Source organism: Amycolatopsis iheyensis (genome assembly GCF_024703995.1).
In the GTDB taxonomy this organism is placed as follows: Bacteria; Actinomycetota; Actinomycetes; order Mycobacteriales; family Pseudonocardiaceae; genus Amycolatopsis; species Amycolatopsis iheyensis.
This window is the reverse complement of the sequence record NZ_JAMXQV010000010.1, coordinates 1-25,109: the sequence shown is the minus strand read 5'-3', so window position 1 is coordinate 25,109 and position 25,109 is coordinate 1. Positions and strand designations below refer to the sequence as shown.

Sequence of the window (25,109 nt, the reverse complement as noted above, 5' to 3'; positions counted from 1 at the left end):
GACGGGATGGACCGCTTCACGCAGCCGGCCCGGTTCGCCGCGGCGCTCGCCGGGCTCGCCCTCGCGTTGACGATCGCCGGGACGTTCCTGCCGTTCTTCCGCATCGAACAGGCGATGGGCGCGGGCTCGGGGGAGAGCATGCACAACGTCCTGCGCGCCTGGCGGATCGACTACGCGTTCCCGGGCCAGCCGGAGCAGACGTCGCCGGGCCCGCCGCTCGGGCTCCCGCTGGTGCTGGCGAGCGTGCTGCTCCTGGCCGCGCTGGTCCTGACGGTCCGCCAGGCGGCGACCGGCCGGCCGCTCGCCGCCGCCCGCCGGACGACGCTGGTGGCCGCGGCCTTCCTGGCCGGCGCGGTCTGCACGATCGCGGTGCAGGGCGCCGGCAACCTCTTCGAAGACGGCGCACCCCTGACGGTGACCACCGTCCTGGCCGGCCTGTGGTTGCTGTTCGCCGCGGTGCTGGTGGCCGCGGGGGCGGCGGCGCTGACCCACCGCGCGGCAGCGGCGAGCCGCCCGGAGTGGGCGGACCCGACGGTCGCGTACGCGGACACGACGACCCCGCCGTCGGGAGTGGCGATCACGGTCCTCCCGCCCGAAGACGACTGACCGGACAGATTCCTTGCGGCGGCGCGTGCCCGGCCGGAGGATCGACAGGTGGACAGACCGTCGCAGGAGCCGCTCGAGCCGGAACCGCGGGATGATGCCGCGCCGTCGCCGCTGAGTTTCCCGGTCGAGGCGCCTCGCCCGGAGGGGGTCGAGCCCGGCGCCGGGACGCCGTTCGGCTTCCCGACCGCCGCGCCTGCCGATGCGCAGCCGCTGAGTTTCCCGGCCGAGGCGTCCACCGCGCCCGCCGATGCGCAGCCGTTGAGCTTCCCGGTCGAGGCGCCTCGCCCCGATGGGCTCGAGCCCGGTGCCGGGACGCCGGCCGACGCCTTCCCGGCCGCCCGGCCGCCATCGTTCCCCAACGCCCAGCCGCTGCCCTTCGCGGACGCCCGGCCACCCGCCGACGCCTTCCCCCAGCCGCCGGAGTTCCCCAACCCGCAGCCGCTGCCCTTCCCGGTCGCCCAGCTGCCCGGTGCCCCGGCCCAGCCCGAACCCGTGCCCGAACCACTCCCGGAGCCCCGCCCACCGGCGACCCGGCTGCCCGCGCTCCTCGCCTCCCTCGCGGCGCTGCTCACCGTCGGCGGCCTGTTCCTGCCGCTGTTCCGCCTGCAGCAGCAGATCGGCGTCCGGCAGCGCTTCCTCGACGCCCGGCTGACCGTCTCCCAGACCGCCTGGGGCATCCAGTTCGACTTCCCCGGGCAGGAAATCGACGACCGCCCGGCCGCGCCCGTCGGGATTCCGCTCGTCGTCGCCGTCCTCCTGCTGGCCGTGGCCGCCCTCACCGCCTTCTCGCGGCCCGACCGTGCCCTCAGCCGGTGGCTCGTCGGCGCCGGGGCCGTCTTCGCCACCGGGGTCGTCGCCACCGTCGGGATGATCGGGCTCGAGTTCGACGCCATCGCCGAACCCGACGCGGACACCGAGGTCGGCGTCGGCCTCGGCATGTGGCTGCTGGTCCTGGCCGTCTTGGCGGCCGTCGCCGCGGCCGTCGTGGCCTACCTGCCCCGGTGGCGAAGCGCCGAGTGGGCCGATCCCGAACTCGCCTACCGCGACACCCCGACGCCGCCCACCGGCGTCGCCATCACCGTGCTGCCGCCGGAAGAGCCCGAAAAACCCGAGTGACGCGCCGGCGGCGGCCGTTACGGTGGGGCCGGAGGTGGTGACCGTGCTGGTCTTCTTCGGGGCGTCCGTGCTCATCGCGCTTACGCCAGGGGCGAACAACCTCCTCGGCCTCCACCACGGGATGACGCACGGTGTTCGCCGCGGCCTCGCCGGGCTGGGTGGCCGGCTGGCCGCGTTCACGCTGTTGATCACGGCCGTCGCGGCCGGGCTGGGGCAGCTGCTCGCCGCCTCCGAGACCGCGCTGACGATCATCAAGTGGGCCGGCGCCGCCTACCTGTTCTACCTCGGTCTGCGCATCCTGTGGTCGACGACGCGGCACAAGGACGACGCCGCCGAAGCCGCCGAGCCACCCGCCGAACCGGCGTCCGCGTGGCGCGTCGCGCGCAAGGAATTCGGCGTCGCGATCACCAACCCGAAGGCCATCCTGATCTTCACCGCGTTCGTCCCGCAGTTCATCGACGCAGGTCACGGGTCTTTTCCGGGACAGATCGCGCTGCTGGGGGCGGTGTACCTGCTCGCCGAGTTCCTGGCCGGCTCGGTCTACGTCGGCGCCGGCGCCGCGGTGAAGACGATCAAGCTCACCCGGCGGGCCCGGCGCCGCGTGGACCGCGGCACCGGGGTCGTCCTCGTCGGCCTCGCCGGCGTCCTCGCGACGTCGAACGCGTGACCCGGATTCGCCCCCGCACCAGGCTGATGTGTCAAGGATTACGGCCAAGACCGCGGAGTGGATCAACCCGCCGGAGCAACCTTGGTACGGAAAACGCACACGGACTGCGGACACGCCCTGTGAAGCTGTTAGAGTCGGCGACACGCTTCGGGACGAGTGTGCCCCGAAGCGTTCCTGGCTTGCCTGCCAGTAGTGCTGTGTGTTCCCGCCGGCCACCGTGCCGGCCAAGCCGATCGTCGGTTGAGGACGGCCGACGACGCCGAGGAGGTCCCCCGCGTGTTCAGCGCCTTCCGCTCGGCTCTCGCGACGCCGGATCTACGCAAGAAGATCCTGTTCACGCTAGCCATCGTCGCGGTATACCGAATCGGTGCCACGATTCCGGCACCCGGGATCTCGTACGGAGCCGTTCAGGCCTGTAGCTCCCAGGGTCAGCAGGAAGGCGTCTACCAGCTGCTGAACCTGTTCAGCGGCGGTGCGCTGCTGCAGCTGTCGCTCTTCTCGACCGGCATCATGCCGTACATCACGGCGAGCATCATCATCCAGCTGCTCACCGTGGTCATCCCGCGGTTCGAGGAGCTGAAGAAGGAAGGGCAGTCCGGTCAGGGCAAGCTGACCCAGTACACCCGGTACCTGACGATCGCACTGGCGATCCTGCAGGCCACCGGCGTGGTCGCGCTGGCGGACCGCAAGCAGCTCTTCCCCGACTGCGACCAGTCGATCATCCCGGACAACAGCATCTACGCGCTGTCCCTCATCGTCGTCACGATGACCGCGGGCACCGCCGTCATGATGTGGCTGGGCGAGCTGATCACCGAGCGCGGCGTCGGCAACGGCATGTCCGTCCTGATCTTCCTGAACATCGCGGCGCGCATCCCGGCCGAGGGCGGCAACATCCTGTCCAACGGCGGCGGGCTCGCGCTGACGATGATCTGCGTGTTCGGCCTCGTGATCATCGCGAGCGTCATCTTCGTCGAGCAGGGCCAGCGCCGGATCCCGGTGCAGTACGCCAAGCGCATGATCGGCCGCCGGATGTACGGCGGCACGTCGACGTACCTGCCGATCAAGGTGAACCAGGCCGGTGTCATCCCGGTCATCTTCGCCTCTTCGCTGCTGTACCTGCCGGACCTGATCAGCAGGCTGATCGGGGACCAGAACAGCAACTCCTGGTGGAAGTCCTTCATCCAGAACTACGTGGTCAACCAGGGCAACTGGGTCCACATCCTGCTGTACTTCGCCTTGATCATCTTCTTCACGTACTTCTACATCACGATCACGTTCAACGTGGACGAGCGTGCGGAAGAGATGAAGAAGTTCGGCGGGTTCATCCCGGGCATCCGGCCGGGCCGCCCCACCGCGGAGTACCTCAGCTTCGTTCTCGGCCGCATCACCCTGCCGGGTTCGCTGTACCTGGGCATCGTGGCAATTCTTCCGAACTTCTTCCTGTCGCTCACCGGTAGCGGGAACAACCAGAACTTCCCGTTCGGTGGCACGTCCGTGCTGATCATGGTCGGCGTCGGGCTCGACACCGTGAAGCAGATCGAAAGCCAGCTGATGCAGCGAAACTACGAAGGGTTCTTGAAGTGACACGCCTGGTTCTCGTCGGCCCCCCAGGTGCGGGCAAAGGCACGCAGGCGGTGGCCCTGTCCGAGCAGCTGCGCATCCCGCACATCTCGACGGGTGACCTGTTCCGCGCGCACGTCGGCCAGGAGACCCCGCTCGGCCAGGAGGCCAAGCGCTACCTGGACTCGGGCGAGCTCGTGCCCGACTCGGTGACCAACGAGATGGTCCGCGAGCGGCTCGCCGAGCCGGACGCGAAGGCCGGCTTCCTGCTCGACGGCTTCCCCCGCAACACCAAGCAGGCCGAGGTCCTCGGCGAGATCCTGAGCGACACCGACGTCTCGCTCGACGCCGTGATCCAGCTGCAGGTGCCCGAGGACGTCGTCGTCGGCCGGCTCATGTCGCGCGGCCGCGCGGACGACACCGAAGAGGTCATCCGCCGGCGTCAGCAGATCTACGTGTCGGACACCGCGCCGCTGCTGGAGTACTACGCCGACATCCTCGTGACCGTCGACGGCGTCGGCAGCGTCGAGGAGATCTCCGGCCGGGTGCTGGAAGCGCTGCGCGACCGCACGTGAATCTCGGAGGGTTGCGTGTTCTGCAAGTGCTCCGGCGCGGGCGCATGATCGAGGTCAAGACCCCCGGCGAGCTCGAGGCGATGCGTGCCGCGGGCCTCGTCGTGGCCCGCACCCTGGCGGCCGTCCGGGCCGTCGCGAAACCGGGCGTCAGCACCGCCGAGCTCGACGAGCTGGCCGAGCAGACGATCCGGGACGCCGGCGCGGTGCCTTCGTTCCTGGGCTACCACGGCTTCCCGGCGTCGATCTGCGCGTCGGTGAACGAGCAGATCGTCCACGGCATCCCGGCGAAGACGCAGGTGCTGGCCGACGGCGACATCATCTCCGTCGACTGCGGCGCCATCCTCGAGGGCTGGCACGGCGACTCCGCCGTCACGCTGGCCATCGGCGCGGTCTCCGACGCCGACCTGGCGCTGTCCGCGGCGACCGAGGCGGCGATGTGGGCCGGCATCGAGGCGGTCAGCGCCGGCGGCCGGCTCACCGACATCTCCCACGCCGTCCAGTCGGCCGCCGAACGCGCGGGCCGCGACGACGGCGTCGAGTACGGGATGATCGTCGAGTACGGCGGCCACGGCATCGGCCGCCAGATGCACATGGACCCGTTCCTGCCGAACATCGGCAAGCCGGGCAAGGGCCCGCGGCTGAAGCCCGGCATGGCGCTGGCGATCGAGCCGATGCTCACCGGCGGTGGCGGCGAGACCCGCGAGCTGGACGACGGCTGGACGGTCGTCACGGCCGACGGCTCCCGCGCGGCGCACTGGGAGCACACCGTCGCGATCACCGAAGACGGTCCCTGGGTGCTCACGGCCCCGGAAGACGCCTGACCTGCACGTTCACCCACAAGCGGTGATCTGGATCACGTCCACCTGCACGTTCCTCTAGCACGGTCACCCCCGGTTTGGGGGTCGCGACACGGGATGCGTACACTGTCAAGTCGGCGCACTTATCGCGCCCGGATCCTGCGCGCTCGTGAACTCACGATCTTGGGACTCGGGCACCGGTGTGCCGATGTTCCACCCAGACAGGCACTCGTGCTCAGCTGATCACCAGGTGGGGCGGCTCACGCGCGGCCGCATCGTCTACCGCTACAAGTGATCGGATGAGCAGCTCAGAAGCAGGAGAGCAGAAGACGTGAAGGTCCAGCCGAGCGTCAAGAAGATCTGCGACAAGTGCAAGGTGATCCGCCGCCACGGCCGGATCATGGTGATCTGCGAGAACCTGCGGCACAAGCAGCGGCAGGGCTGATCACAGCACTCGACCAGAGTGGATTGACGGCTACACAACCTCCCCGCACCTGCCGGGCCACGCAAGCGGCCCGGTTCACCCCCGGACTTCAGGCCGGGGCTGGGACACCCGAGGCGCGAGCCGAGGGCACGACAGGCGAGTCGGTCCCGGAACCGGACGGGGAGCAGACCTGAAGACGAATTCAATGAAGGAGCATCAGCGCCAATGGCACGACTCGCTGGCGTAGACCTCCCCCGCGAGAAGCGGTTGGAGATCGCGCTTACGTACATCTACGGCATCGGCCGTACCCGCTCGAAGCAGCTCATCAAGGCTGCCGAGCTCAACGCGGACACCCGCGTGAAGGACCTCAGCGATGACGACCTCGCGAAGCTGCGTACGTACATCGAAGAGAACTTCAAGGTCGAGGGTGACCTTCGCCGTGAGGTGAACGCCGACATCCGTCGGAAGATCGAGATCGGGTGCTACGAGGGCCTTCGCTGGCGTCGCGGACTTCCCGTCCGCGGTCAGCGCACGAAGACCAACGCCCGTACCCGCAAGGGTCCGAAGAAGACGGTCGCCGGCAAGAAGAAGGCTGGCAAGAAGTGAGCGTCCAGGGCAAGAAGGTCGTGCAGATGGGCGGCGTCCAGCGCCGCGGCTCGGCTTGTGTCTCGCCCAAGGCGCTCTACGCCCGCCCGATGGCGCTCCGCAACCTGTACACCGACGCCGGTTCGATCATCCGGCGCGGCCAGGCCGAAGCGGTCGCCGCTCACCAAGAAAACGCGCGTTAACAGGAGAACCCTCAGAACATGCCACCGAAGTCTCGTACTGCGGCCGGGGCCAAGAAGGTCCGCCGCAAGGAAAAGAAGAACGTTGCGCACGGTCACGCGCACATCAAGAGCACCTTCAACAACACCATCGTCTCGATCACGGACCCGACCGGTGCCGTGATCGCGTGGGCGTCGAGTGGTCACGTGGGCTTCAAGGGCTCCCGCAAGTCCACCCCGTTCGCCGCGCAGATGGCCGCCGAGAACGCTGCCCGCAAGGCCGCCGAGCACGGCATGAAGAAGGTCGACGTCTTCGTGAAGGGCCCCGGTTCGGGCCGCGAGACGGCGATCCGCTCGCTGCAGGCGGCCGGCCTCGAGGTCGGCACCATCCAGGACGTGACCCCGCAGCCTCACAACGGCTGCCGCCCGCCCAAGCGGCGCCGGGTCTGAGGAACGGGGAGGAGTAAGAAGAAATGGCTCGTTACACCGGCCCCGCGACGCGTATCTCGCGTCGCCTCAAGGTTGACCTCATCGGCGGCGACCAGGCTTTCGAGCGTCGCCCCTACCCGCCGGGCCAGCACGGCCGCGGGCGCATCAAGGAGTCCGAGTACCTCCTGCAGTCGCAGGAGAAGCAGAAGGCTCGCTACACCTACGGCGTTCTCGAGCGTCAGTTCGTCCGGTACTACAAGGAAGCCGTCCGGCGTCCGGGCAAGACCGGTGAGAACCTGCTGCAGATCCTCGAGTCGCGGCTGGACAACGTGATCTACCGCGCCGGCATCGCCCGCACCCGCCGTCAGGCGCGGCAGCTGGTGAGCCACGGCCACTTCGTGGTCAACGGCAAGAAGGTCAACGTCCCGTCGTTCCAGGTCACCAAGTGGGACATCATCGACGTGCGGCCGAAGTCGATGGGCATGCTGCCGTTCGTGGCGGCGAAGGAGTCCTTCGGCGAGCGCCCGATCCCGGCGTGGCTGCAGGTCGTCCAGGCCAACCTCCGCGTGCTGGTCCACCAGCTGCCGGAGCGTGCGCAGATCGACGTTCCGGTTCAGGAACAGCTGATCGTCGAGCTTTACTCGAAGTAGTAGTCCGGCCTCGCTGGATTACGGGCGGCGGCGCAACAGGTGCGCCGCCGCCGCGCCATCCCTTCGACGTCATATGGCGGGCGTCGTCTGGAAAGGAACCAGGAAGAAATGCTGATTTCCCAGCGGCCGGCTCTCGGCGAAGAGACGGTCAACGAGACCCGCTCCCGGTTCACCATCGAACCGCTGGAGCCCGGCTTCGGCTACACGCTCGGCAACTCGCTGCGTCGCACGCTGCTGTCGTCCATCCCGGGCGCGGCCGTGACGAGCATCCGCATCGACGGCGTGCTGCACGAGTTCACCACCGTTCCCGGGGTGAAGGAAGACGTCACCGACATCATCCTGAACCTCAAGGAGCTCGTGGTGTCCTCGGAAGAGGACGAGCCGGTCACCATGTACCTGCGCAAGCAGGGCCCGGGTGAGGTCACGGCGGCCGACATCGTGCCGCCGGCGGGTGTCACCGTGCACAACCCGGATCTGCACATCGCGTCGCTGAACGGCAAGGGCAAGCTCGAGATCGAGCTCGTCGTCGAGCGCGGCCGCGGTTACGTTCCGGCCCTGCAGAACAAGCAGGCGGGCGCGGAGATCGGCCGGATCCCGGTCGACTCGATCTACTCGCCGGTGCTCAAGGTGACCTACAAGGTCGAGGCCACCCGTGTCGAGCAGCGCACCGACTTCGACAAGCTGATCCTGGACGTCGAGACCAAGCCGTCGATCACGCCGCGCGACGCGGTCGCGTCGGCCGGCAAGACGCTGGTGGAGCTGTTCGGTCTCGCCCGCGAGCTGAACGTCGACGCCGAGGGCATCGAGATCGGCCCGTCGCCGCAGGAGGCGGACACCATCGCCGCCTACGCGATGCCGATCGAGGACCTGGACCTCACCGTCCGGTCGTACAACTGCCTCAAGCGCGAGGGCATCCACACGGTGGGCGAGCTCGTCTCGCGCTCCGAGGCGGACCTGCTCGACATCCGCAACTTCGGCGCCAAGTCGATCGACGAGGTCAAGCTGAAGCTCGTCGGTCTCGGCCTCGCGCTGAAGGACAGCCCGCCCGGGTTCGACCCGACCGCCGCCGCCGCCAGCTACGACGGTGAGGGCTGGTCGGAGGGTGTCGGTGGGATCGCCGGCGGCATTTCGGACGATGGCCACGACGATGGCCAGGACTACGCAGAGACCGAGCAGCTCTAAGGCCGTCGGCCTGGACGCTGTGAGCTGAACTAGGAGAACCAATGCCCACCCCTACCAAGGGAGCCCGGCTCGGCGGGTCGGCCGCGCACGAGCGGCTGATCCTGGCCAACTTGGCCACGCAGCTGTTCGAGCACGGCAAGATCACGACCACCGAGGCGAAGGCGAAGCGGGTCCGTCCGCTGGCCGAGAAGCTGATCACGAAGGCGAAGCGGGGCGACCTGCACAACCGTCGTCAGGTGCAGCGGGTCGTCCGTGACAAGGACGTCGTGCACAAGCTGTTCGCCGAGATCGGCCCGCACTTCGCGGAGCGCGCGGGTGGCTACACCCGCATCACCAAGACGATGCCGCGCAAGGGCGACAACTCGCCCATGGCCGTCATCGAGCTGGTGGCCGAGAAGACGGTGACTTCGGAAGCCGAGCGCGCTCGGAAGACGAAGTTCGCGAAGGACGAGAAGCCGGCCGCCGCCGTCGAGGCGACCCCCGCTGCCGAGGAAGCCGCTTCGGAGGCTCCTTACGGCGAGGGCAGCCACGCCGCGCTCGAGGACGGGACGCAGCCCGAGGGCTTCCCGATCAAGGGCAACGACGAGTCGAAGTACTACCACACCGAGGACAGCCCGTACTACGAGCAGACCAAGGCCGAGGTGTGGTTCGCCTCCGCCGAGGCCGCCGAAGCCGCGGGCTTCTCGCTGCCGCCGTCGCAGCAGGACGACGAGTCCTGACGGCAGAGCCGACACCGGACGAGCCCGCCACCCCCGCTGGGGAGGGCGGGCTCGTTCGTCTGCGCCTGGACGTCTCCTACGACGGCACGGACTTCTCGGGCTGGGCGCGGCAGCCCTCGCGCCGCACGGTCCAGGGCCTGCTGGAGGAGGCGTTGCACCGGCAGCCGCCGGGGGCCGCGGTGCCCAAGTCCGTGGTCGTGGCGGGCCGCACGGACGCCGGCGTGCACGCGACCGGCCAGGTGGTGCACGTCGACGTCGTCCCGCTTTCGGAGTCCTCCGGGCGGATTCCCGTGTCCGCTCAGGGCATTCCCGACCTGACGCGCATGACCGGTCGCTGGAACCGCCTGCTGCCCGGTGACGTCCGGGTGCTGGGCGCCCGGGTGGCCGCGCCGGGCTTCGACGCGCGGTTCTCGGCGATCCGCCGGCACTACCGCTACCGGGTTTCCGACGCGCCCTGGGGCGTCGACCCGTTGCGCCGCAACGACACGCTGGCCTGGAACCGTCCACTGTCGACGGACGCGATGAACGCGGCCGCCGCGGAGCTGCTGGGCCTGCACGACTTCGCCGCGTACTGCAAGCAGCGCGACACGGGCACGACGATCCGTGAGCTGCAGCGCCTGGAGTGGGCGCGGGTCGACGAGCACCTGCTCGAGGTCCGGGTCTCGGCGGACGCGTTCTGCCACTCGATGGTCCGCAGCCTGGTCGGCGTCCTGCTGCTGGTGGGCGACGGCCGCCGGAGCGACGGCTGGCCGGCGAAGGTGCTGGAGAGCGGCATCCGCGACAGCGCGGTGGCCCCGGCCCACGGTCTGACGCTGCTGGGCGTGGACTACCCGCCGGACGACGAACTCGCGGCCCGCGCCGAGCAGACGCGCAACGTCCGCACCTCGCTCTGACGCACAAGGCGGGTGGCTCCCCGAGGGAACCACCCGCCTTCGTCGTGGAGAACGTCAGTCGCCGCGGCGGACCGGGCCCAGCAGCTGCTGCTCCTTGCCCGTCGTCACCAGGCGCAGCGGGCGCCACAGGTTGCGGCCCAGGGCCACCACCTGGTCGTCCTTGAGCATCGTGAGCTGGCGCATCATCTGCGGCGGCAGGTTCCAGATGCGGCCCGCCAGCTCGGCCTGACCGGCCGGGAGGCGCTGCATCAGCACCAGGTCCGCCGCGTTCGCCGTCACGCCCGCCTGCGGGTGCAGGTACGGCAGCACGTACACCGTCGTCTGCCAGGGCGAGCGGGGCGGGAACAGGTCCTGCGGGGTCGGGCCGCCGTCGGTGACCACCAGCAGCGGCGCGTCCTCCGACGGCCGCGGCAGCTCGACCGGCGACAGCCGCCGGATCTGCACCAGCGGCGACGGCCGGCCGTCGCGGCTGCCCGCCGCGCGGGAGAGCACCTGCCACTCGGTCGGGCGCCCGGTCGCGACCACGACCCACGCGCCGACGGCCATCGCGCGCATCGCCACCTGGCGGGCCAGGTACAGCCCACCCACCAGCACGATGCGGGTCGGCGTCGAGCGCAGCGCCGAGATCGTCAGCGGCTCGCCCTTCAGGCCCGAGCCCAGCACGATGCCCCCGCGGTCACCCGAAGGGCTGATCGCGTCGAGCATCGCGGGGTCGACGGTGAACTCCGGCGCCACACCGGCGTTCTGCCCGGCGTCACGGACGCGGGAACTCATGCGCACACCTCGCTAACGCTCGGCGCGGCATTCGCCGAAGACGCAGTGTTGAATGATTCGGTCGCAAGCTCCCTCATGCTGTGCCTCCGATCGGCAACGTCGCGGCGAAGGCGGAGACCTGCAGACCGCGCAGCGGCGTCAGGTCGACGCCCAGCCGCTCGGACAGGCCCTGCAGCCGCTGGTCGGCGGCGTCGAGCTCACGCGGGTTCCGCGCGCTCAGCCGGACCACGCCACGCAGGCCGATCTTGCCCTCGTCGGACGCCGGGGAAATCGACATGGCGACCGTGGCGGACAACGCCCGGACGCTCGTCAGCGCGTTGAGGCTGCCGGTGATCTTGCCCTTCGGCCAGCCGGTGATCGCGTAGCTCGCGTGGCCGATGCCGGCCGCGGTCACCCCGGACCAGCGCTCCTGCAACGTCACCTTGCTGGGCGAACCCGCGACCGAAGTCAGCTCGGCCGCGGAGATCCCGGCCCGCAGCAGCTCGTCCGGGTCGAGCGGGCGCGTCGGCACGCCCTGGGACTCCAGAGCGTTGCGCACCCGCGAAAGCGCGCCGATTAGCGCGCGGTGGGCGCCGACGACACCGCCGCCGCGCTCGCTGATCGCGGCCGGGCAGCGCCTCGGGTCCAGCCGGATCGCGATCCACGTCGTCCGCCGCGCCGCCGCGGGCAGCGGCCCGAGCACCTCCATGTAGGAGCTCAGCGCGGGGGAGTCGGACGGCAGCGCCGCGCTTCCCGGGTAGCAGTGGGAAATCATCTGGATCGAGTCGAGGACCACACCGCGGTCTTCGAGGCACGGCGCGAGCGCCGAAAGCGGCAAGCTCGCGCCGCCGCCGGCCTGGCTGATCAACGCCGGCGTCGGCTCGACGAGCAGCACCGCGGTCCACGTGCCGTCGTTCCAGGCGAGCCCGACCTGCTGGCGTTCGTGGTCGACGCCGTGCGCCACCACGAGGTCGGGCACGGCGATGCGGAGCAGGTTGACGCGGGCGTCGTCCGGGCCGGTGACCGTGGTCTCTTCGGCGGCCAGCTCCTCGACGGTGCTCGGCGGCAGCGGGTTCGCGACGCGGTCGTGGGAGCGGAACGAGTAGCGCATCGTCAGGCCGACCCACTGGGTGAACCAGCGGCCGCGCCAGCGCAGCAGCGCGACGATGAGGGCGAAGCCGAGGACGCCGACGCCGATCCACTTCAGCGACATGTCGATGGCGAGCAGCACGAGCCCGATCGCGAGGCCGACCTCGAGCACGACGAGGTTCGCCACCGGGAGCGGGCCGAGGGTCACGCCGGCGGAGCGGCGCCGCGCGGGCGGCGCCATGCGCACCGGGCCGGGCGGGGGAGCGGCCGGGCCGCCGTCGTCGGGTCCCTGCGGGCCACCGGGTCCACCCGGACCGCCGGGCCCTCCGGGGCCGCCACCACCGGGACCGCCAGGGCCACCGGGCCCACCGGGGCCGCCAGGACCACCCGGGCCGCCGGGTCCACCGGGGCCGCCCGGACGTCCACCCGGACCGGGACCGGGTCCGCCGGGACCACGCGGGGGCATGCTGGGACCACCGGGGCCGCCAGGGCCGCCGCCGGGACCGCCGGGTACGCCACCGGGTCCACCGGGACCGCCCGGGCCTCCGGGTCTCCCCGGCCGCGGCGGCGGGCCCGGCTGGCGGCCGGGCGGCGGGGGCCCAGGCGGGCCAGGCGGACGTGGAGGGTTGGTGACGGACATCCGCGCTTTCTCTTCCCCTCGTGCTTGCGTACCCCGGAAAGCCGGGTCCCGGGGTGCCTGACCCTAGCCGGAGTTGGTAGAAACCCCACACCAGACGGTCCCCGTACGGCTATCCTGCGGAACCGTACCGCGACGGGGAGAGCGATAGGTCGAGAATGCCATCAACACCCACGACTAAGTCTCAGGTCCAGGCGTATCAGTTCGTCCTGCGCCGGATGCAGTCGGCGCTGGTCCGGCGCGACGCCGTGATGTTGCACGACCCCATGCGCACCCACACGAGGGCCACGATCGTGGGGGTCGTGCTCGGGGCCCTCGGCATGATCGTCTTCATCGTCTGGGGGCTGCTCAGCCCGGCGCCTTCGGTGCCGGAGGCCGGGAACATCGTGATCGGCGAGCAGTCCGGCACGGTCTACGTCGTGATGGGGAACCCGAAGACCCTCGTCCCGACCTTCAACCTCGCGTCCGCGCGGCTGCTGCTGCTGGCCCAGTCGAAGCAGCAGGGCGCGGGGGCCGCCGGCGCGTCCGGTGCGGCGGCCGCCCCGGCTCCCGCCGCGTCGAGCGCCGCGAGTGTGAAGAATCCCACGGTCGTTTCCGACGATCAGTTGAAGGACATCCCGCGCGGAAAACTGACCGGCATTCCGGACGGGCCGCAGCTCATCCCGACCGATTCCCAGCGGATCACCCCCAACTGGGCCGTGTGCGACCAGGTCCTGCTCGACCCGTCGCAGCCGAACCCGGACATCGGCAAGACCGACACCTACGTCTTCGGCGGGGTCGCCCCGAGCGCCCTCGGCACCGAGCTGGGTGAGAAGGAGGCGTTGCTGGCCGCGGCGGACAACGGCAAGACCTACCTGATCTACCGCCTGCCGAGCACGCAGAACCGCCCCAACGCCAACACCGTGCGCGCCGAGATCGACACCAGTGACTCGCACAACTCGGTCTCCACGGCGCTGCAGCTGCTGAACCAGAAGCCGCGGAAGATCACGCAGGGCCTGCTGAACGCGATCCCCGAGGTCCCGCGCCTGACCCCGCCGCAGATCCCGGACGGCCCGCCGCCCGCCGACCTCGACGGGCTGGCCGCCGGCGACGTCTTCTCCACGCAGCCCACGGGTGAGCAGCCGCAGTACTGGGCCATCACCACGAACGGCATCCAGCAGGTGTCGCAGGCGGTCGCCGACGTCATGCGCGTCGCGAAGCACGGCAGCGCGAGCAAGCCGCGCACGCTCGGCCTCGACAAGCTGTCCGGCGTCCGGGTGCTGCGCTCCGGCGACCCCGACTACATCCAGGTCGACGACTTCCCGCGGTCGGTCCCGACGGTCCTCGACGCCACGAAGAACTCGGCGGTCGCCTGCCTCGGCTGGTCCGTGGTCGGCGACGGCGCCGACCGCGACGGCCACACGTCGGTGTACATCGACACCCAGCTGCCGGGCCAGAACAGCCACGGCGGCAAGTTCGCGACGACCAAGGTGACCACGCCGGGCCCGAACCGCGTGCCGATCAACGGTTTCTACCTCCAGCCGGGCTTCGGCGCGGTGGTGCAGTCCGCGACCGGCAAGGCCAGCTTCGGCAAGGGCGCGATCCAGCTGATCTCCGACCGCGGCGTGCGCTACAGCGTCCCGGACGCGGCGACGGCCGACGCGATCGGCTTGAACAACCGGCAGCCCGCGCCCGAGTCGATCATCGGCTTGCTGCCGACCGGCGCTTCGCTCAACACCCAGGACGTGCTCAAGCAGTTCGACTCGGTGCCGATCGACCCGAACGCCGGCTCGTTCCCGGTGCAGACCCAGCAGGCGGGCGGCTAGGCGGTGTCCTGTGAGTCTGCTCGATGGGCTTCGTGATCCAGGTGGTTCCTGGCGGTGCGGGCGGAGCACCCTCGTACTGGGCCGTACTCGGGTGATCCGCCCGTGCCGTCAGGGGCCGCCTGGGCGCGAAGACCGCGAGCTTGACTTGCAGGACACCGCCTAGGCGGAACCGGCGGGCCGCGGCGGACGTCACAGGCCCGAGGAGAGCTTCTGCTGAGCGGAGAGGTGCCATGGCCGGCTTGAGGATGGACGGCGTGGTCGTCGCCGCGTACGCCAAGACCGCTGAGGAGGCCGCTGACGACCTGCGCGCGGCGGCGGCCGACGTGGGGGGCGAAGGCGTTTCCGACGAGTCCTACGGCCCGCTGGGGGCGCGGATCGGGCTCGGTGCGTCGTACGGCCGCGCGGCCGGGGCGCTGCGGCGTCAGCTGACCGACGGCGCCGAAGCGCTGACGTCGGCGGCGGAAGCGCTGCGGCAGGTGACGGTCCGCCACGGCGGGCAGGACGCGGAAGCCGCGGAGCTGATCAAGCGGGCGGGGCGCGTGGAATGACCTTCGCCGAACCGGAAGCCTCCACGGACTCGATCCCGCACCCGCTGGCGAAGCAGGCCGCGCCGGTCGCCACGCCCCCGCCGGTCGTCCCCCAGGGCGACGACCTCACGTCGGCGGCCGAGCCGTACCTCGGCTACCTGTCGGAACTTTCCGGCCGGCTCGGCGTGCTCGACCCGGTCGAGACGTACTTCCGGCCCCTGCTCGGCCGCTGGAGCGACCTGAGCGCGGAAGCCGGCCGGCTGCGTCAGGCCGCCACCGCGGCGGCCGAGGTCTCCGACCGGCTCGAAGCCGAGCTCGGCCGGCTCGACGCCGGCTGGGAAGGCCGGGACGCCGACTCGTTCGTCGCCTACATCCGCGAAGTCGCCGCCGCGGGCGGTGATCTCCAGGAGGCGCTGAACGTCCTCGCGGGCGCGCTCGACGACATGGTCGAGACCCTGCGCCACGTCGTCGTCGACCTCATCGAAGTCCTGGTCGACGCGGCGGACCTGACGTCGGAGACGATGCTCCTGCCGAGCGGGGGCGCCAAGCGGGCCCGCGCGCAGCTGCACGAGACGCAGGACTCGGCGAAGGCGTTGTACGAGACCGCGCAGGACGTCCTGGAGGCGTTCGACCGCCTCTGCGACGGCGTCGACGACCCGGACGGCGCCTCGCGGACCATCGAGATCAAACACCGCTACCCGCAGGAGAAGTTCAAGCTCCACGACGGCGCGCTGAACGAAGCCGGCGCCGAAGAAGCGGCCGCGGCGGGCGGTGTGACGCCTTCTTCGGCCGGCGAGGCGACGACTCCGTCCTCGGCGGATCCGGCGGAGCCGAAGCACACGGCCGCGGGCACCCCGGACGCCCAGCCGGCCGCGGCCGCGCCGCCGGACCAGCCGGACACCGCGAACCACGCGACGACGTCCGGCATGCCGATGATGCCGATGATGGGCTTCGGCTCGTTCGGTGGCGGCGGCGGTGGCGGGCGGCGGCAGCCGAAGTCCCGGCAGCCGATCAAGTCCTCGGAACTGCTGGGTGAGCCCGAAATGGTCGCGCCGCCGGTGATCGGCGAGGACGAGAACGCGCCGCAGAAGAAGCAGCCGCCGCCGAAGAACCCGCCGGCGAAGTGAACCCCGGCCCGCGGCAGGCGGGCCGGGGGAGCGTCAACGCCGGGAGGCGGGTGCCGAGGGCTGGTTGCGGCGGATCGTGCGCATCACGAACAGCGTGATCAGCAGCGCCACCAGCCCGCCGCCGGTGCCGGCCAGCGCCACGATCATCGGGGTCGAGCTGTGGTCGTTGGCCGGCGGGAGCTGGGCCAGCTGCGGCGACGGGATCGGCGCCTGGTTCCCGACTTCCGACGGCAGGCTCTGCGTCAGCGCGGCCACCGGGTCGATGACGCCGTAGCCGACGAAGTTGTCGCGGCCGCCCGGCGCCGCCGGGTGCTGGGCGGTTTCCTTGATGCGGTTGATGATGCCCTTGGCGTCGAGGTTCTGGTACTTGGCCTTCACCAGGGCCGCGAGGCCCGCCACGTACGGCGCGGCGAAGCTCGTGCCCTGGATTTCGCTGGCCTTGTCGCCGCTTTCGAACGTCAGGTTCGCCAGGCCGTCCGAGTTCTCGGCCGGGTCCAGCGAGATGATCTTCGTGCCGGGCGCGGCGACGCCGACCCACGGGCCGTGCACGCTGAACGGCGCCACCCCGCCGGTCTCGTCGATCGCCCCCACCGACAGCACGTCGTCCGCGAACCACGGCGGCGTCACGATCGTCTTGGGCCGCTTCGCGTCGGGCTGGTCGTTCTGCGGGCAGGTGTCGGTCGCGTTGCCGGCGGCGGCGACGATCACGATGCCCGCGCTCGCCGCGTAGTGCACGGCCGCCTGGACCTGCTGCTCGCCTTCGGTGATGCTGCCGTTCGCCGGACGGCAGTTGTCGACCGACATGTTGATGACGTCGGCTTCCTTGCGGTCGGCGATGCCGCGGATGATCTCGGCGAGGGTCTTCAGCGTGCCGGCCGTGCCGGCCTTCTCCAGCTGACGGCCGCCGTTCGACTGCCCGGGGGAGGTCCCGTCGCCGTTGCCGTCACCGGAGCCCTGGCCGCCCCCGCCGCCGGAGCTCGGCGGCAGCGCCGTGTCGGACCCGGCCGGCGGGTTGGTGCTCGACGACGGCGTGCCCCCGGCGGTGTTGCTCGCCGGCGTCGACGTCGAGGTGTCGGGCTCGTAGTTCTCGCTCAGCTGGCGGTAGGAGACGATCGTCGCGTCGGGCGCGACGCCGATGAAGCCGACCTCCGGGTTGTCCGGCCGGGCCGCGATGATGCCGGCGACCTCGGTGCCGTGGCCGTCGCAGTCCTCGAGACCGGGCTGTTTCCCGTTCGGCGTCGCGACGTACTCGCCGCCGGACTTCAGGCGGTCCTGCAGCCAGGGGTGCTGCGTGACGCCCGTGTCGACCACGGCGACCTTGACGCCCGTGCCGGCGCCGCCGCCCGTGGCGGCCCGCACGATCTCCTGCGCCTTGTCGATCTGCAGGTAGTCCTGACCCCACGGCCGGGTCTTCAGGACGATGTTCTGGCCGAGCGTGCTGCGCTGGACGCAGCCCTTGGACTGCTTGTACTTCTTGTCCGGCTGGCGCGAGTCCGCGGGCAGCTTGCTCGAGTCCACCGGGGGCGGGGTCGCGTAGTAGCCGTCGGCCGGGGCCTGCTGGGCCCACACCGGCACGGCGACGGCAACCGAGGACAGGAAGCCGATCGTGCCGGTGAGCAACGCGGTCGTGGTGCGCCGGGTGACGCCGAAACGCCTTCCTGCTGACATCACTGCCATCCGAGATTCACCCGATCCGGTCACTTGAAGTTCAGGTGCCGCAGGGTGGTGTAGAGGTCCATCACACCCAGGGCGAGCGGGAGCACCGAGGCGATGCAGAGCGCCTCGATGATTTCCACGGTGCGCCGCAGCGGCGGCGAGAAGCGCTGGTTCGGGAAGATCACGCCGACCACCAGCGCGCCCGCGGCGAGGAGGATCAGCGCGCCGAAGACGTACAGCAGGCGGTATTCGGCGGACGCCGAGACCAGCCAGCCCGCCGCGATGCCGGTCGCCGAGACCAGGCCGGTGGTGAGCAGGGCGATCGCCTGGCTGCCGTTCGCGTACGCGCGGGCGCGCAGCAGCAGCACCAGCGAGGCGACGACACCCAGGATGATCCCGAACGCCCCGGGCGCAGTGGCGGCGATCACCGCGGCGATGGCGACGGTGGCGCCGCAGCCGATCATCAGGCCGGTCATGTAGTTGTGCGCGACCGCGGTGCGGCGCTCGATCGCGCGGTAGTCCGGGAAGCCGGAGTCTTCCTTGAGCTCTTCGGCGTTGCTCGGGACGTGCGGCAGCGGCAGCTTCGCGAGCCAGATCGTGGCGCGCGGCAGGATCGAGATGCAGGCGAGGGCGACCGCGACGGTGCCGGCCGCGATGCCGGCGCCCGGGTGCGCGACGAGCGTGCCGAAGAGGAAGGCCAGCGCGCCGAAGGTGCCCGCGGTGGCCGCGGCGATGAACGTCGTGATGCCGGCGCCGATCACCATGATGCAGACCGACGCGACGATGATCACCAGGACCGCGCCGAGGAGCAGGTTCGCCCGCAGGGACAACCCGGGCACGATGTAGAAGCCGCTGACGAACGCCAGTGGCAGCCCGCCGGCCGCGGCGATCAGCACACCGGTCGCTTCCGCGCTGTAGGCCTTGGCCAGCGTGGCGCCGACCGCGACGCACGCGATCGCGCCGATGCCGCCGGCGATGGCCGCGCCGAGGGCGCTGCCGCCGTAGAACGAGCCGCTCATGAACAGCGCGACGGCGGCGGCGATCAGCGCCAGCCCGCCCGCGACGTGCCCGAAGCGGTTCGCCGTCTCCTTGGTCCAGGGCCGGAAGCTGTCCGGCGACGACTCGGCGATGGCGTCGACGACGTCGTCGTACAGCGGCGGCGGCGGGTTCTCGTTGCGCTTGCGCAGCTGGAGCAGCTCGCCGTCGACGACGCCGAGCGAAGCGAGCGTCCGGCTCGGGTCGAGCGGGGCGTCGCCGAGCTTCGCCAGCGCCCAGCCACCGTGGCGGGCCCCGCCGTCCGGCGCGGTCTCCTTCGCCATGTCCAGCAGCATCGGCAGGAGATCGGCGACCGCGACATCGGCGGGCAGCGCCACGTCGATCCGGGTGGAGGGCGCGACGACCGTCACCCTGCTGAAAACTGTCGTGCCCGTGGCCACTGCACTGCCCCCGCTCGGTCGATACTGCTCCCGGGGGAACTTATACCGAACCCCCGCGTCGACATCATCGAACGTCCGAAAATCACCGGCAATCCCAGGTCAGGTCGGGCGAACCCCTCGTTACTGTCGGTGCCGGGCCCTACACTCGCCCACGAGGGCAGGTCAGTGTTCACGAAGGGTTCCGGCATCCGGCGGAATTCTCCCGGGGCGTTCGATAGGTTGTTCGCGCACCTTGCGCACCACGCGGTGGCCGCCATCGTCGAGTTTGAATGAGGGGTCCTTCGATGAGCACGCTGCAGTTCAAGAAGTCGCCGCGGCTGGCGGCGCCACGCCCGCCGGGCGGCGAGGTGCACCTCGAGCCGCCGCCCGAGGTGCCCCGGGTGATCCCCGGCAACATCGTGATGAAGGCGCTGCCGATCGTCATGATCTTCGCGTCGCTCGGGATGATGGTCTTCATGTTCACCGCCAGCGGGCGGAACCCGATGATGATGGCCATGGGCGGCATGATGGTCGTCGGGACGCTCGGGATGATGGCCGGCGGTGGCGGCAAGGGCGGCGGCGCCAAGCGCGCCGAGATGGACGAAGACCGCAAGGACTACCTGCGTTACCTCGGCCAGATGCGTGACCGCGCCCGCGAGGCGATGGTCGACCAGCGCGCCGCGCTGGAGTGGGTGCACCCGGACCCGCAGTCGCTGTGGTCGCTGGCGGCCAGCCGCCGCATGTGGGAGCGCCGGCAGAACGACCAGGACTTCCTGCACCTGCGCGTCGGGCGCAGCTCGCACCGCCTCGCGACGCGGCTGGTCCCGCCGCAGACCGGGCCGGTCGACGAGCTGGAGCCGATCGCCACCCTCGCGCTGCGCCGGTTCGTGCGCGCGCACTCGATCGTGCCGGACCTGCCGACCCAGATCACCCTGCGCGGGTTCGCCGCGGTGAGCATGCAGGGCGACCGCACGCTGACCCGCGGCCTGACCCGCGCGATGCTCGCGCAGCTCGTCGCCTTCCACAGCCCCGACGACGTGCTGATCGCGGTCGCCACCGCGGGTCGCGCGAAGGAGGAGTGGGAGTGGGCGAAGTGGCTGCCCCACGCGCAGCACCCCACGCTTTCGGACGGCATCGGCCAGCTCCGCATGATGGCCGGCTCGCTGGCCCAGATCGAGAACTGGCTCGACGAAGAGCTGCGTGACCGCCAGCGCTTCTCCCGCAACGCCACCCCGGCGCCGGACCAGCCGCACGTCGTGATCATCGTCGACGACGCCGAGGTGACCCGCGAAGAGCAGATCATCCTCGAAGAGGGTCTGGTCGGCGTCACGCTGATCGACCTGTCCGACTCGATCGGCAACCTGGCCGCCCGCCGCGGCCTGCGCCTGGTCGTGGAAGCCGACCGGCTCGGCGCGCGCAGCGCCGGCGGTGTCGAGTGGTTCGGCCGGCCGGACACCCTGTCCGTGGTCGAGACCGAGTCGCTGGCCCGCTTGATCTCGCCGTACCGCGTCGGTGGCGCGGCCGGCCAGGACGTCGGCGACGAAGAGCCGCTGCTGTCCAACCCGTCGCTGCTGGAGCTGCTCGGCATCCCGGGCGACCCGATGACGTTCGACGTCCAGCAGGCGTGGCGGCCCCGCCCGATCCGCGACCGCTACCGCGTCCCGTTCGGCGTCGGCGAGTACGGCCAGCCGGTCGAGCTGGACATCAAGGAAGCCGCCGCCGAGGGGATGGGCCCGCACGGCCTGTGCATCGGCGCGACCGGTTCCGGCAAGTCGGAGTTCCTGCGCACGCTGGTGCTCGGCATGCTCGCCACGCACTCGTCGTCCACGCTCAACTTCGTCCTGGTCGACTTCAAGGGTGGCGCGACGTTCCTGGGGCTGGACAAGGCCCCGCACGTCTCCGCGGTCATCACCAACCTCGCCGACGAGGTCACGCTGGTCGACCGCATGAAGGACGCGCTGGCCGGGGAGATGAACCGCCGGCAGGAAGCGCTGAAGAACGGCGGTAACTTCAAGAACGTCTGGGAGTACGAGAAAGCCCGCGAGAACGGCGCCGACCTCGACCCGCTGCCCGCGCTGTTCATCGTCTGCGACGAGTTTTCCGAGCTGCTGGCGGCGAAGCCGGACTTCATCGACCTGTTCGTCGCGATCGGCCGGCTGGGCCGGTCGCTGCAGATGCACATGCTGCTCGCTTCGCAGCGCCTGGAAGAGGGCAAGCTGCGCGGTCTCGACTCGCACCTGTCCTACCGCATCGGCCTCAAGACGTTCTCCGCGGCGGAGTCCCGCGCGGCGATCGGCGTCCCGGACGCGTTCGAGCTGCCCTCGGTCCCCGGTGGCGGTTACCTGAAGTTCGACACCTCGACGCTGGTGCGGTTCAAGGCTTCGTACGTTTCGGGGCCGTACCGGCCGGCCGGGATCAAGGCCGCCGGCCCGGCCGCGACGGTGGTGCGGGCGGACAAGCGCCCGCAGCTGTTCGTGCCGGACTTCGTGGAGCTGCCGAAGGAACCGGAGCCGCAGGAGATCGAGGCCCCGGTCGCGCAGGCGCCGCAGCAGTCGGAGGAAGCGGTCGAGCCGTCCGAGCTGGACGTGATCGTGTCGCGGCTGGTGGGCCAGGGCCCGCCCGCGCACGAGGTGTGGCTGCCCCCGTTGAAGGACCCCAACTCTCTCGACACCCTGCTGCCGAACCTCAACCCCACCGACGACCGCGGGCTGTCCCCGGTCGGCTTCTTCGGCAACGGCCGCCTGCAGATCCCGCTGGGGATCATCGACCGGCCGTACGAGCAGCGGCGTGACCCGCTCTGGGCGGACTTCTCCGGTGCGTCGGGCCACGGGATCATCGTGGGTGGTCCACAGACCGGCAAGTCGACGATGCTGCGCACGCTGATCATGTCGATGGCGCTCACCCACACGCCGGAAGAGGCGCAGTTCTACTGCCTCGACCTCGGTGGTGGCACCCTGGCCGGCCTCGCCGACCTCCCGCACGTCGGCGGCGTCGCCGTCGCGCGGCGGGAGCCGGACAAGGCGCGGCGGATCGTGGCCGAGCTGACCACCCTGCTCACCGAGCGGGAAGGCCGGTTCGGGGCGATGGGCATCGACTCGATGACCGAGTTCCGCAACCGCAAGCGCCGCGGGGAGATCCGGCCCGACCAGGACCCGTTCGGCGACGCGTTCCTCGTCGTCGACGGCTGGCGCGCCCTGCGCGACGACTTCGAAGAGCTGGAAACCACGATCACCAGGATCGCCACCCAGGGTCTGTCCTACGGCGTGCACGTGATCGTGGCGGCGAACCGGTGGGCCGACATCCGCCCGGCGATCAAGGACATGCTCGGCACCCGGTTCGAGCTGCGCCTCGGTGACCCGACGGAGTCGGACATCGACCGCCGCGTCGCGGTGAACATCCCGGCCGGCCGGCCGGGCCGTGGTCTGACCCGCGAGAAGCTGCACATGCTCGGCGGCCTGCCGCGGATCGACGGGTCGAGCGACCCGGAGACGATCGCGTCCGGTGTCGCGGACGCGGTGGCGAAGATCAAGGGCGCGTGGCGGGGCCGGGTGGCGCCGCAGGTGCGCCTGCTGCCGGAGATGATCACCTACGACGAGGTCCTCGCCCTCGACACGAAGCGGGATTCGAAGCTGATCCCGATCGGCGTCAACGAAGAAGACCTGCAGCCGATCTACCTGGACTTCAACGCGGAGCCGCACTTCTACGCGTTCGCCGACGGCGAGTCCGGCAAGACGAACCTGCTGCGCCAGATCGCCCGCGGGATCTCCGAGCGGTTCTCCGCCAAGGAGGCGCTGATCCTGCTGGTGGACTACCGGCGCACCATGCTCGGGTTCGTCCAGGGCGATTCGCTGCTCGGCTACGCCGTTTCGGCGGCGCAGCTGGAAAGCATGGTCTCCGACGTCTTCAACTCGATGACCCGGCGCCTGCCCGGCCCGGACGTCACGCAGGAGCAGCTGAAGACGCGGTCGTGGTGGAAGGGCCCGGAGCTGTTCATCCTGGTCGACGACTACGACCTGGTCGCGACCTCGACGAACAACCCGCTGCGCAAGATCTCCGACTTCCTGCCGCAGGCCAAGGACGTCGGCCTGCACCTGGTGGTCGTGCGCCGCACCGGTGGTGCGTCCAAGGCGATGTACGACCCGATCATCGGCAAGCTCAAGGAGATCGCGGCGCCGGGCATGGTCATGAACGGCTCCCGCGACGAAGGCGCGCTGGTCGGCAACATCAAGGCGTCGGCGATGCCGCCGGGCCGGGGCAACATGCTGACCCGCAAGTTCGGCAAGCAGCTGATCCAGGTCTCGTGGATCAACCCCGACTAGGGACGGCAGCGGGACGCGCGCCGGTGGAGGGTAGGTTCCTCCCCGAGGGTGCGTCCCGCTCGCCGGGCGCGGGGGAACGCTACGAAAACTGCGGGAGCTGCTGGTGACGGTCCGGGTTGCGGTGGACTTCGGGACGTCGAGCACCTGCGTCGTCGCCTCGGTCAACGGGCGCGAACCGCAGGTCGTGGTGATCGACGGCCAGCCGCTGATGTCCTCGGCCGTGTACGCGGCGGCGGACGGCACGTTGTTCGTCGGCCAGGAGGCCGAGCGGCAGGCGGCCGTCGACCCGTCGCGGTACGAACCCAACCCGAAGCGCCGGATCGACGAAGGCGAGCTGCTGCTCGGCGAGAGCGTCCTGCTGGTCACCGACGTCGTGCACGCGGTGCTGGGGCGCGCGGTTTCCGAAGCCCGCCGCCTGGCCGGCGACGCCGAGGTCGACCTGCTGGTGCTGACCCACCCTGCCGACTGGGGCGCCATCCGCACCCGCCTGCTGCGGCAGGCCGCCGGCGGGCTGGCGCGCGAGGTCGCGCTGGTGCCCGAGCCGGTCGCGGCGGCGGTCTACCACGCGGCGACGTTCGCGCCGCAGGAAGTGACGAACGACCGCACCGTCGAGTTCAGCGGCCGTCCCGGCGACGCGCTGGCGGTGCTGGACCTCGGCGGCGGCACGGTCGACGTCAGCGTTGTCCGGCGGCTGCCGCCGGACAACGCGCGAGACCGCGCCGGCCGGCCGCAGCGCGGCGGGTTTCAGGTCCTCGCCACCCGGGGCGACCCGGGGTTCGGCGGTGCGGACATCGATCAGGCGCTGCTGGAGCACGTCGGCTCGCTGGTGTCCGCGGTCGACCCCGACGCGTGGCGGCAGCTCGTCGAAGGGCGCGAGCTGGTCGACCGGCGCCGCCGCCGCGTGCTGCGCCAGGACGTCCGCGGCGCCAAGGAGACGTTGTCGCGGCACGCCTACACCGACGTGCCGATGCCGCCGCCGTTCGCGGACGCGCACGTCACCCGCGAAGACCTCGAGCGGCTGATCGCCGCGCCGCTGGGACGCGCGGTCGAGCTGACGGTCGCCGCGATCGGCGACGCCGGCCTGCGCCCGAAGCAGCTCACGGCGATCTTCCTCGTCGGCGGGTCGAGCCGGATCCCGATGATCTCGCGGCTGGTGCACGAACGCACCGGCGTCGTGCCGACGAGCCTCGACCAGCCCGAGACGGTGGTCGCGCGCGGCGCGCTGCGGGCCGTCCTGGTGGACCCGGACCGCACCGGCGCGCTCCCCGGCGAGGCGATGGCCCGCATGGGCGCGGTGCCCGGCGGCGCGCTCAACCCGGCCGCGCAGCGCACCGAGGTCGTCCGCCCCGGGGACGTCGCCCCGCGCCCGGTCCCGCCGCGCCCGCCCGGCGGCGGGTTC

General features: G+C 71.1%; 24 protein-coding genes. 19 read left to right on the top strand and 5 right to left on the bottom strand.

From position 1 onward, the window contains the following. Positions 1 to 6: 6 nt before the first annotated feature. The 14 genes from M8542_RS20620 to truA all read left to right on the top strand — a co-directional run bounded on the left by M8542_RS20620 (position 7) and on the right by truA (position 10,382). Complete coding sequence (locus tag M8542_RS20620) at positions 7 to 606, top strand: hypothetical protein (protein WP_257921845.1); 600 nt, start codon at positions 7 to 9, stop codon at positions 604 to 606. A gap of 48 nt (positions 607 to 654) precedes the next feature. Further along, complete coding sequence (locus M8542_RS20615) at positions 655 to 1,722, top strand: hypothetical protein (protein ID WP_257921844.1); 1,068 nt, start codon at positions 655 to 657, stop codon at positions 1,720 to 1,722. Positions 1,723 to 1,759: 37 nt separating this feature from the next. Next, a complete protein-coding gene (locus M8542_RS20610) occupies positions 1,760 to 2,389 on the top strand; it encodes a LysE family translocator (protein ID WP_257921843.1) in 630 nt (209 codons plus the stop codon). 276 nt (positions 2,390 to 2,665) lie between these two features. Further along, the gene (secY, locus tag M8542_RS20605) at positions 2,666 to 3,973 is read left to right on the top strand and encodes a preprotein translocase subunit SecY (protein WP_257921871.1); all 1,308 of its coding nucleotides are present in this window, start codon (positions 2,666 to 2,668) and stop codon (positions 3,971 to 3,973) included. Beyond that, positions 3,970 to 4,524 carry an adenylate kinase gene (locus M8542_RS20600; RefSeq protein WP_257921842.1) on the top strand — a complete coding sequence of 185 codons (555 nt, stop codon included), beginning with the start codon at positions 3,970 to 3,972 and terminating at the stop codon, positions 4,522 to 4,524. The genes secY and M8542_RS20600 overlap by 4 nt, the downstream gene beginning before the upstream one ends. 44 nt (positions 4,525 to 4,568) lie before the next feature. Beyond that, complete coding sequence (map, locus tag M8542_RS20595) at positions 4,569 to 5,345, top strand: type I methionyl aminopeptidase (protein WP_257921870.1); 777 nt, start codon at positions 4,569 to 4,571, stop codon at positions 5,343 to 5,345. 307 nt (positions 5,346 to 5,652) lie between these two features. Beyond that, positions 5,653 to 5,766, top strand: coding sequence for a 50S ribosomal protein L36 (gene rpmJ, locus M8542_RS20590; protein WP_004558882.1), 114 nt, complete (start codon positions 5,653 to 5,655; stop codon positions 5,764 to 5,766). A 204-nt stretch (positions 5,767 to 5,970) separates the two neighbouring features. Further along, on the top strand, positions 5,971 to 6,351 hold the full coding sequence (gene rpsM / locus M8542_RS20585) for a 30S ribosomal protein S13 (protein WP_004558883.1): 381 nt from the start codon (positions 5,971 to 5,973) through the stop codon (positions 6,349 to 6,351). Next, a complete protein-coding gene (locus M8542_RS20580; protein ID WP_013222623.1) occupies positions 6,348 to 6,533 on the top strand; it encodes a hypothetical protein in 186 nt (61 codons plus the stop codon). The genes rpsM and M8542_RS20580 overlap by 4 nt, the downstream gene beginning before the upstream one ends. Positions 6,534 to 6,551: 18 nt before the next feature. After that, positions 6,552 to 6,959 (top strand): 30S ribosomal protein S11, encoded by a 408-nt coding sequence (gene rpsK / locus M8542_RS20575; protein WP_004558885.1) that lies wholly within the window; start codon positions 6,552 to 6,554, stop codon positions 6,957 to 6,959. 23 nt (positions 6,960 to 6,982) lie between these two features. Beyond that, positions 6,983 to 7,588 (top strand): 30S ribosomal protein S4, encoded by a 606-nt coding sequence (rpsD, locus tag M8542_RS20570; RefSeq protein ID WP_257921841.1) that lies wholly within the window; start codon positions 6,983 to 6,985, stop codon positions 7,586 to 7,588. Positions 7,589 to 7,675: 87 nt separating this feature from the next. After that, positions 7,676 to 8,770, top strand: a complete 1,095-nt coding sequence (locus M8542_RS20565; protein WP_257921869.1) for a DNA-directed RNA polymerase subunit alpha — start codon at positions 7,676 to 7,678, stop codon at positions 8,768 to 8,770. Between the two features lie 41 nt (positions 8,771 to 8,811). Continuing rightward, positions 8,812 to 9,489 carry a 50S ribosomal protein L17, sunset domain variant gene (gene rplQ / locus M8542_RS20560; RefSeq protein WP_257921840.1) on the top strand — a complete coding sequence of 226 codons (678 nt, stop codon included), beginning with the start codon at positions 8,812 to 8,814 and terminating at the stop codon, positions 9,487 to 9,489. Positions 9,490 to 9,554: 65 nt separating this feature from the next. Further along, positions 9,555 to 10,382, top strand: a complete 828-nt coding sequence (gene truA, locus M8542_RS20555; RefSeq protein WP_257921868.1) for a tRNA pseudouridine(38-40) synthase TruA — start codon at positions 9,555 to 9,557, stop codon at positions 10,380 to 10,382. A 54-nt stretch (positions 10,383 to 10,436) separates the two neighbouring features. Here truA and M8542_RS20550 read toward each other — a convergent pair whose 3' ends face one another. The 3 genes from M8542_RS20550 to M8542_RS20540 form a co-directional block, all read right to left on the bottom strand. After that, the gene (locus tag M8542_RS20550; protein ID WP_257921839.1) at positions 10,437 to 11,156 is read right to left on the bottom strand and encodes a hypothetical protein; all 720 of its coding nucleotides are present in this window, start codon (positions 11,154 to 11,156) and stop codon (positions 10,437 to 10,439) included. Positions 11,157 to 11,229: 73 nt separating this feature from the next. Further along, positions 11,230 to 12,465 (bottom strand): type VII secretion protein EccE, encoded by a 1,236-nt coding sequence (eccE, locus tag M8542_RS20545; RefSeq protein WP_257921838.1) that lies wholly within the window; start codon positions 12,463 to 12,465, stop codon positions 11,230 to 11,232. Beyond that, entirely contained in the window at positions 12,429 to 12,752 is a 324-nt protein-coding gene (locus tag M8542_RS20540; protein ID WP_257921837.1) for a hypothetical protein, read from the bottom strand. Before M8542_RS20540 ends, eccE begins: the two co-directional genes overlap by 37 nt. A gap of 267 nt (positions 12,753 to 13,019) precedes the next feature. Here M8542_RS20540 and eccB point away from each other — a divergent pair, with 267 nt between their 5' ends. The 3 genes from eccB to M8542_RS20525 all read left to right on the top strand — a co-directional run bounded on the left by eccB (position 13,020) and on the right by M8542_RS20525 (position 16,320). Then, complete coding sequence (gene eccB / locus M8542_RS20535; protein ID WP_257921836.1) at positions 13,020 to 14,666, top strand: type VII secretion protein EccB; 1,647 nt, start codon at positions 13,020 to 13,022, stop codon at positions 14,664 to 14,666. 230 nt (positions 14,667 to 14,896) lie between these two features. After that, positions 14,897 to 15,214 carry a hypothetical protein gene (locus M8542_RS20530; RefSeq protein ID WP_257921835.1) on the top strand — a complete coding sequence of 106 codons (318 nt, stop codon included), beginning with the start codon at positions 14,897 to 14,899 and terminating at the stop codon, positions 15,212 to 15,214. Further along, on the top strand, positions 15,211 to 16,320 hold the full coding sequence (locus M8542_RS20525; protein WP_257921834.1) for a WXG100 family type VII secretion target: 1,110 nt from the start codon (positions 15,211 to 15,213) through the stop codon (positions 16,318 to 16,320). Before M8542_RS20530 ends, M8542_RS20525 begins: the two co-directional genes overlap by 4 nt. Before the next feature lie 33 nt (positions 16,321 to 16,353). On the opposite strand, the gene M8542_RS20520 is transcribed toward M8542_RS20525, so the two are convergent. Together M8542_RS20520 and eccD are read right to left on the bottom strand one after the other, a co-directional pair. Then, a complete protein-coding gene (locus M8542_RS20520; RefSeq protein WP_257921833.1) occupies positions 16,354 to 17,988 on the bottom strand; it encodes a S8 family serine peptidase in 1,635 nt (544 codons plus the stop codon). 29 nt (positions 17,989 to 18,017) lie between these two features. Then, positions 18,018 to 19,382 carry a type VII secretion integral membrane protein EccD gene (gene eccD / locus M8542_RS20515; protein ID WP_257921832.1) on the bottom strand — a complete coding sequence of 455 codons (1,365 nt, stop codon included), beginning with the start codon at positions 19,380 to 19,382 and terminating at the stop codon, positions 18,018 to 18,020. 314 nt (positions 19,383 to 19,696) lie between these two features. On the opposite strand from eccD, the gene eccCa reads away from it, so the two are divergent. Both eccCa and M8542_RS20505 read left to right on the top strand, forming a co-directional pair. Then, on the top strand, positions 19,697 to 23,710 hold the full coding sequence (gene eccCa / locus M8542_RS20510) for a type VII secretion protein EccCa (RefSeq protein WP_257921831.1): 4,014 nt from the start codon (positions 19,697 to 19,699) through the stop codon (positions 23,708 to 23,710). A 103-nt stretch (positions 23,711 to 23,813) separates the two neighbouring features. Then, positions 23,814 to 25,109: Hsp70 family protein (locus M8542_RS20505; protein ID WP_257921830.1), on the top strand; the 1,296-nt coding region annotated here is incomplete at its 3' end.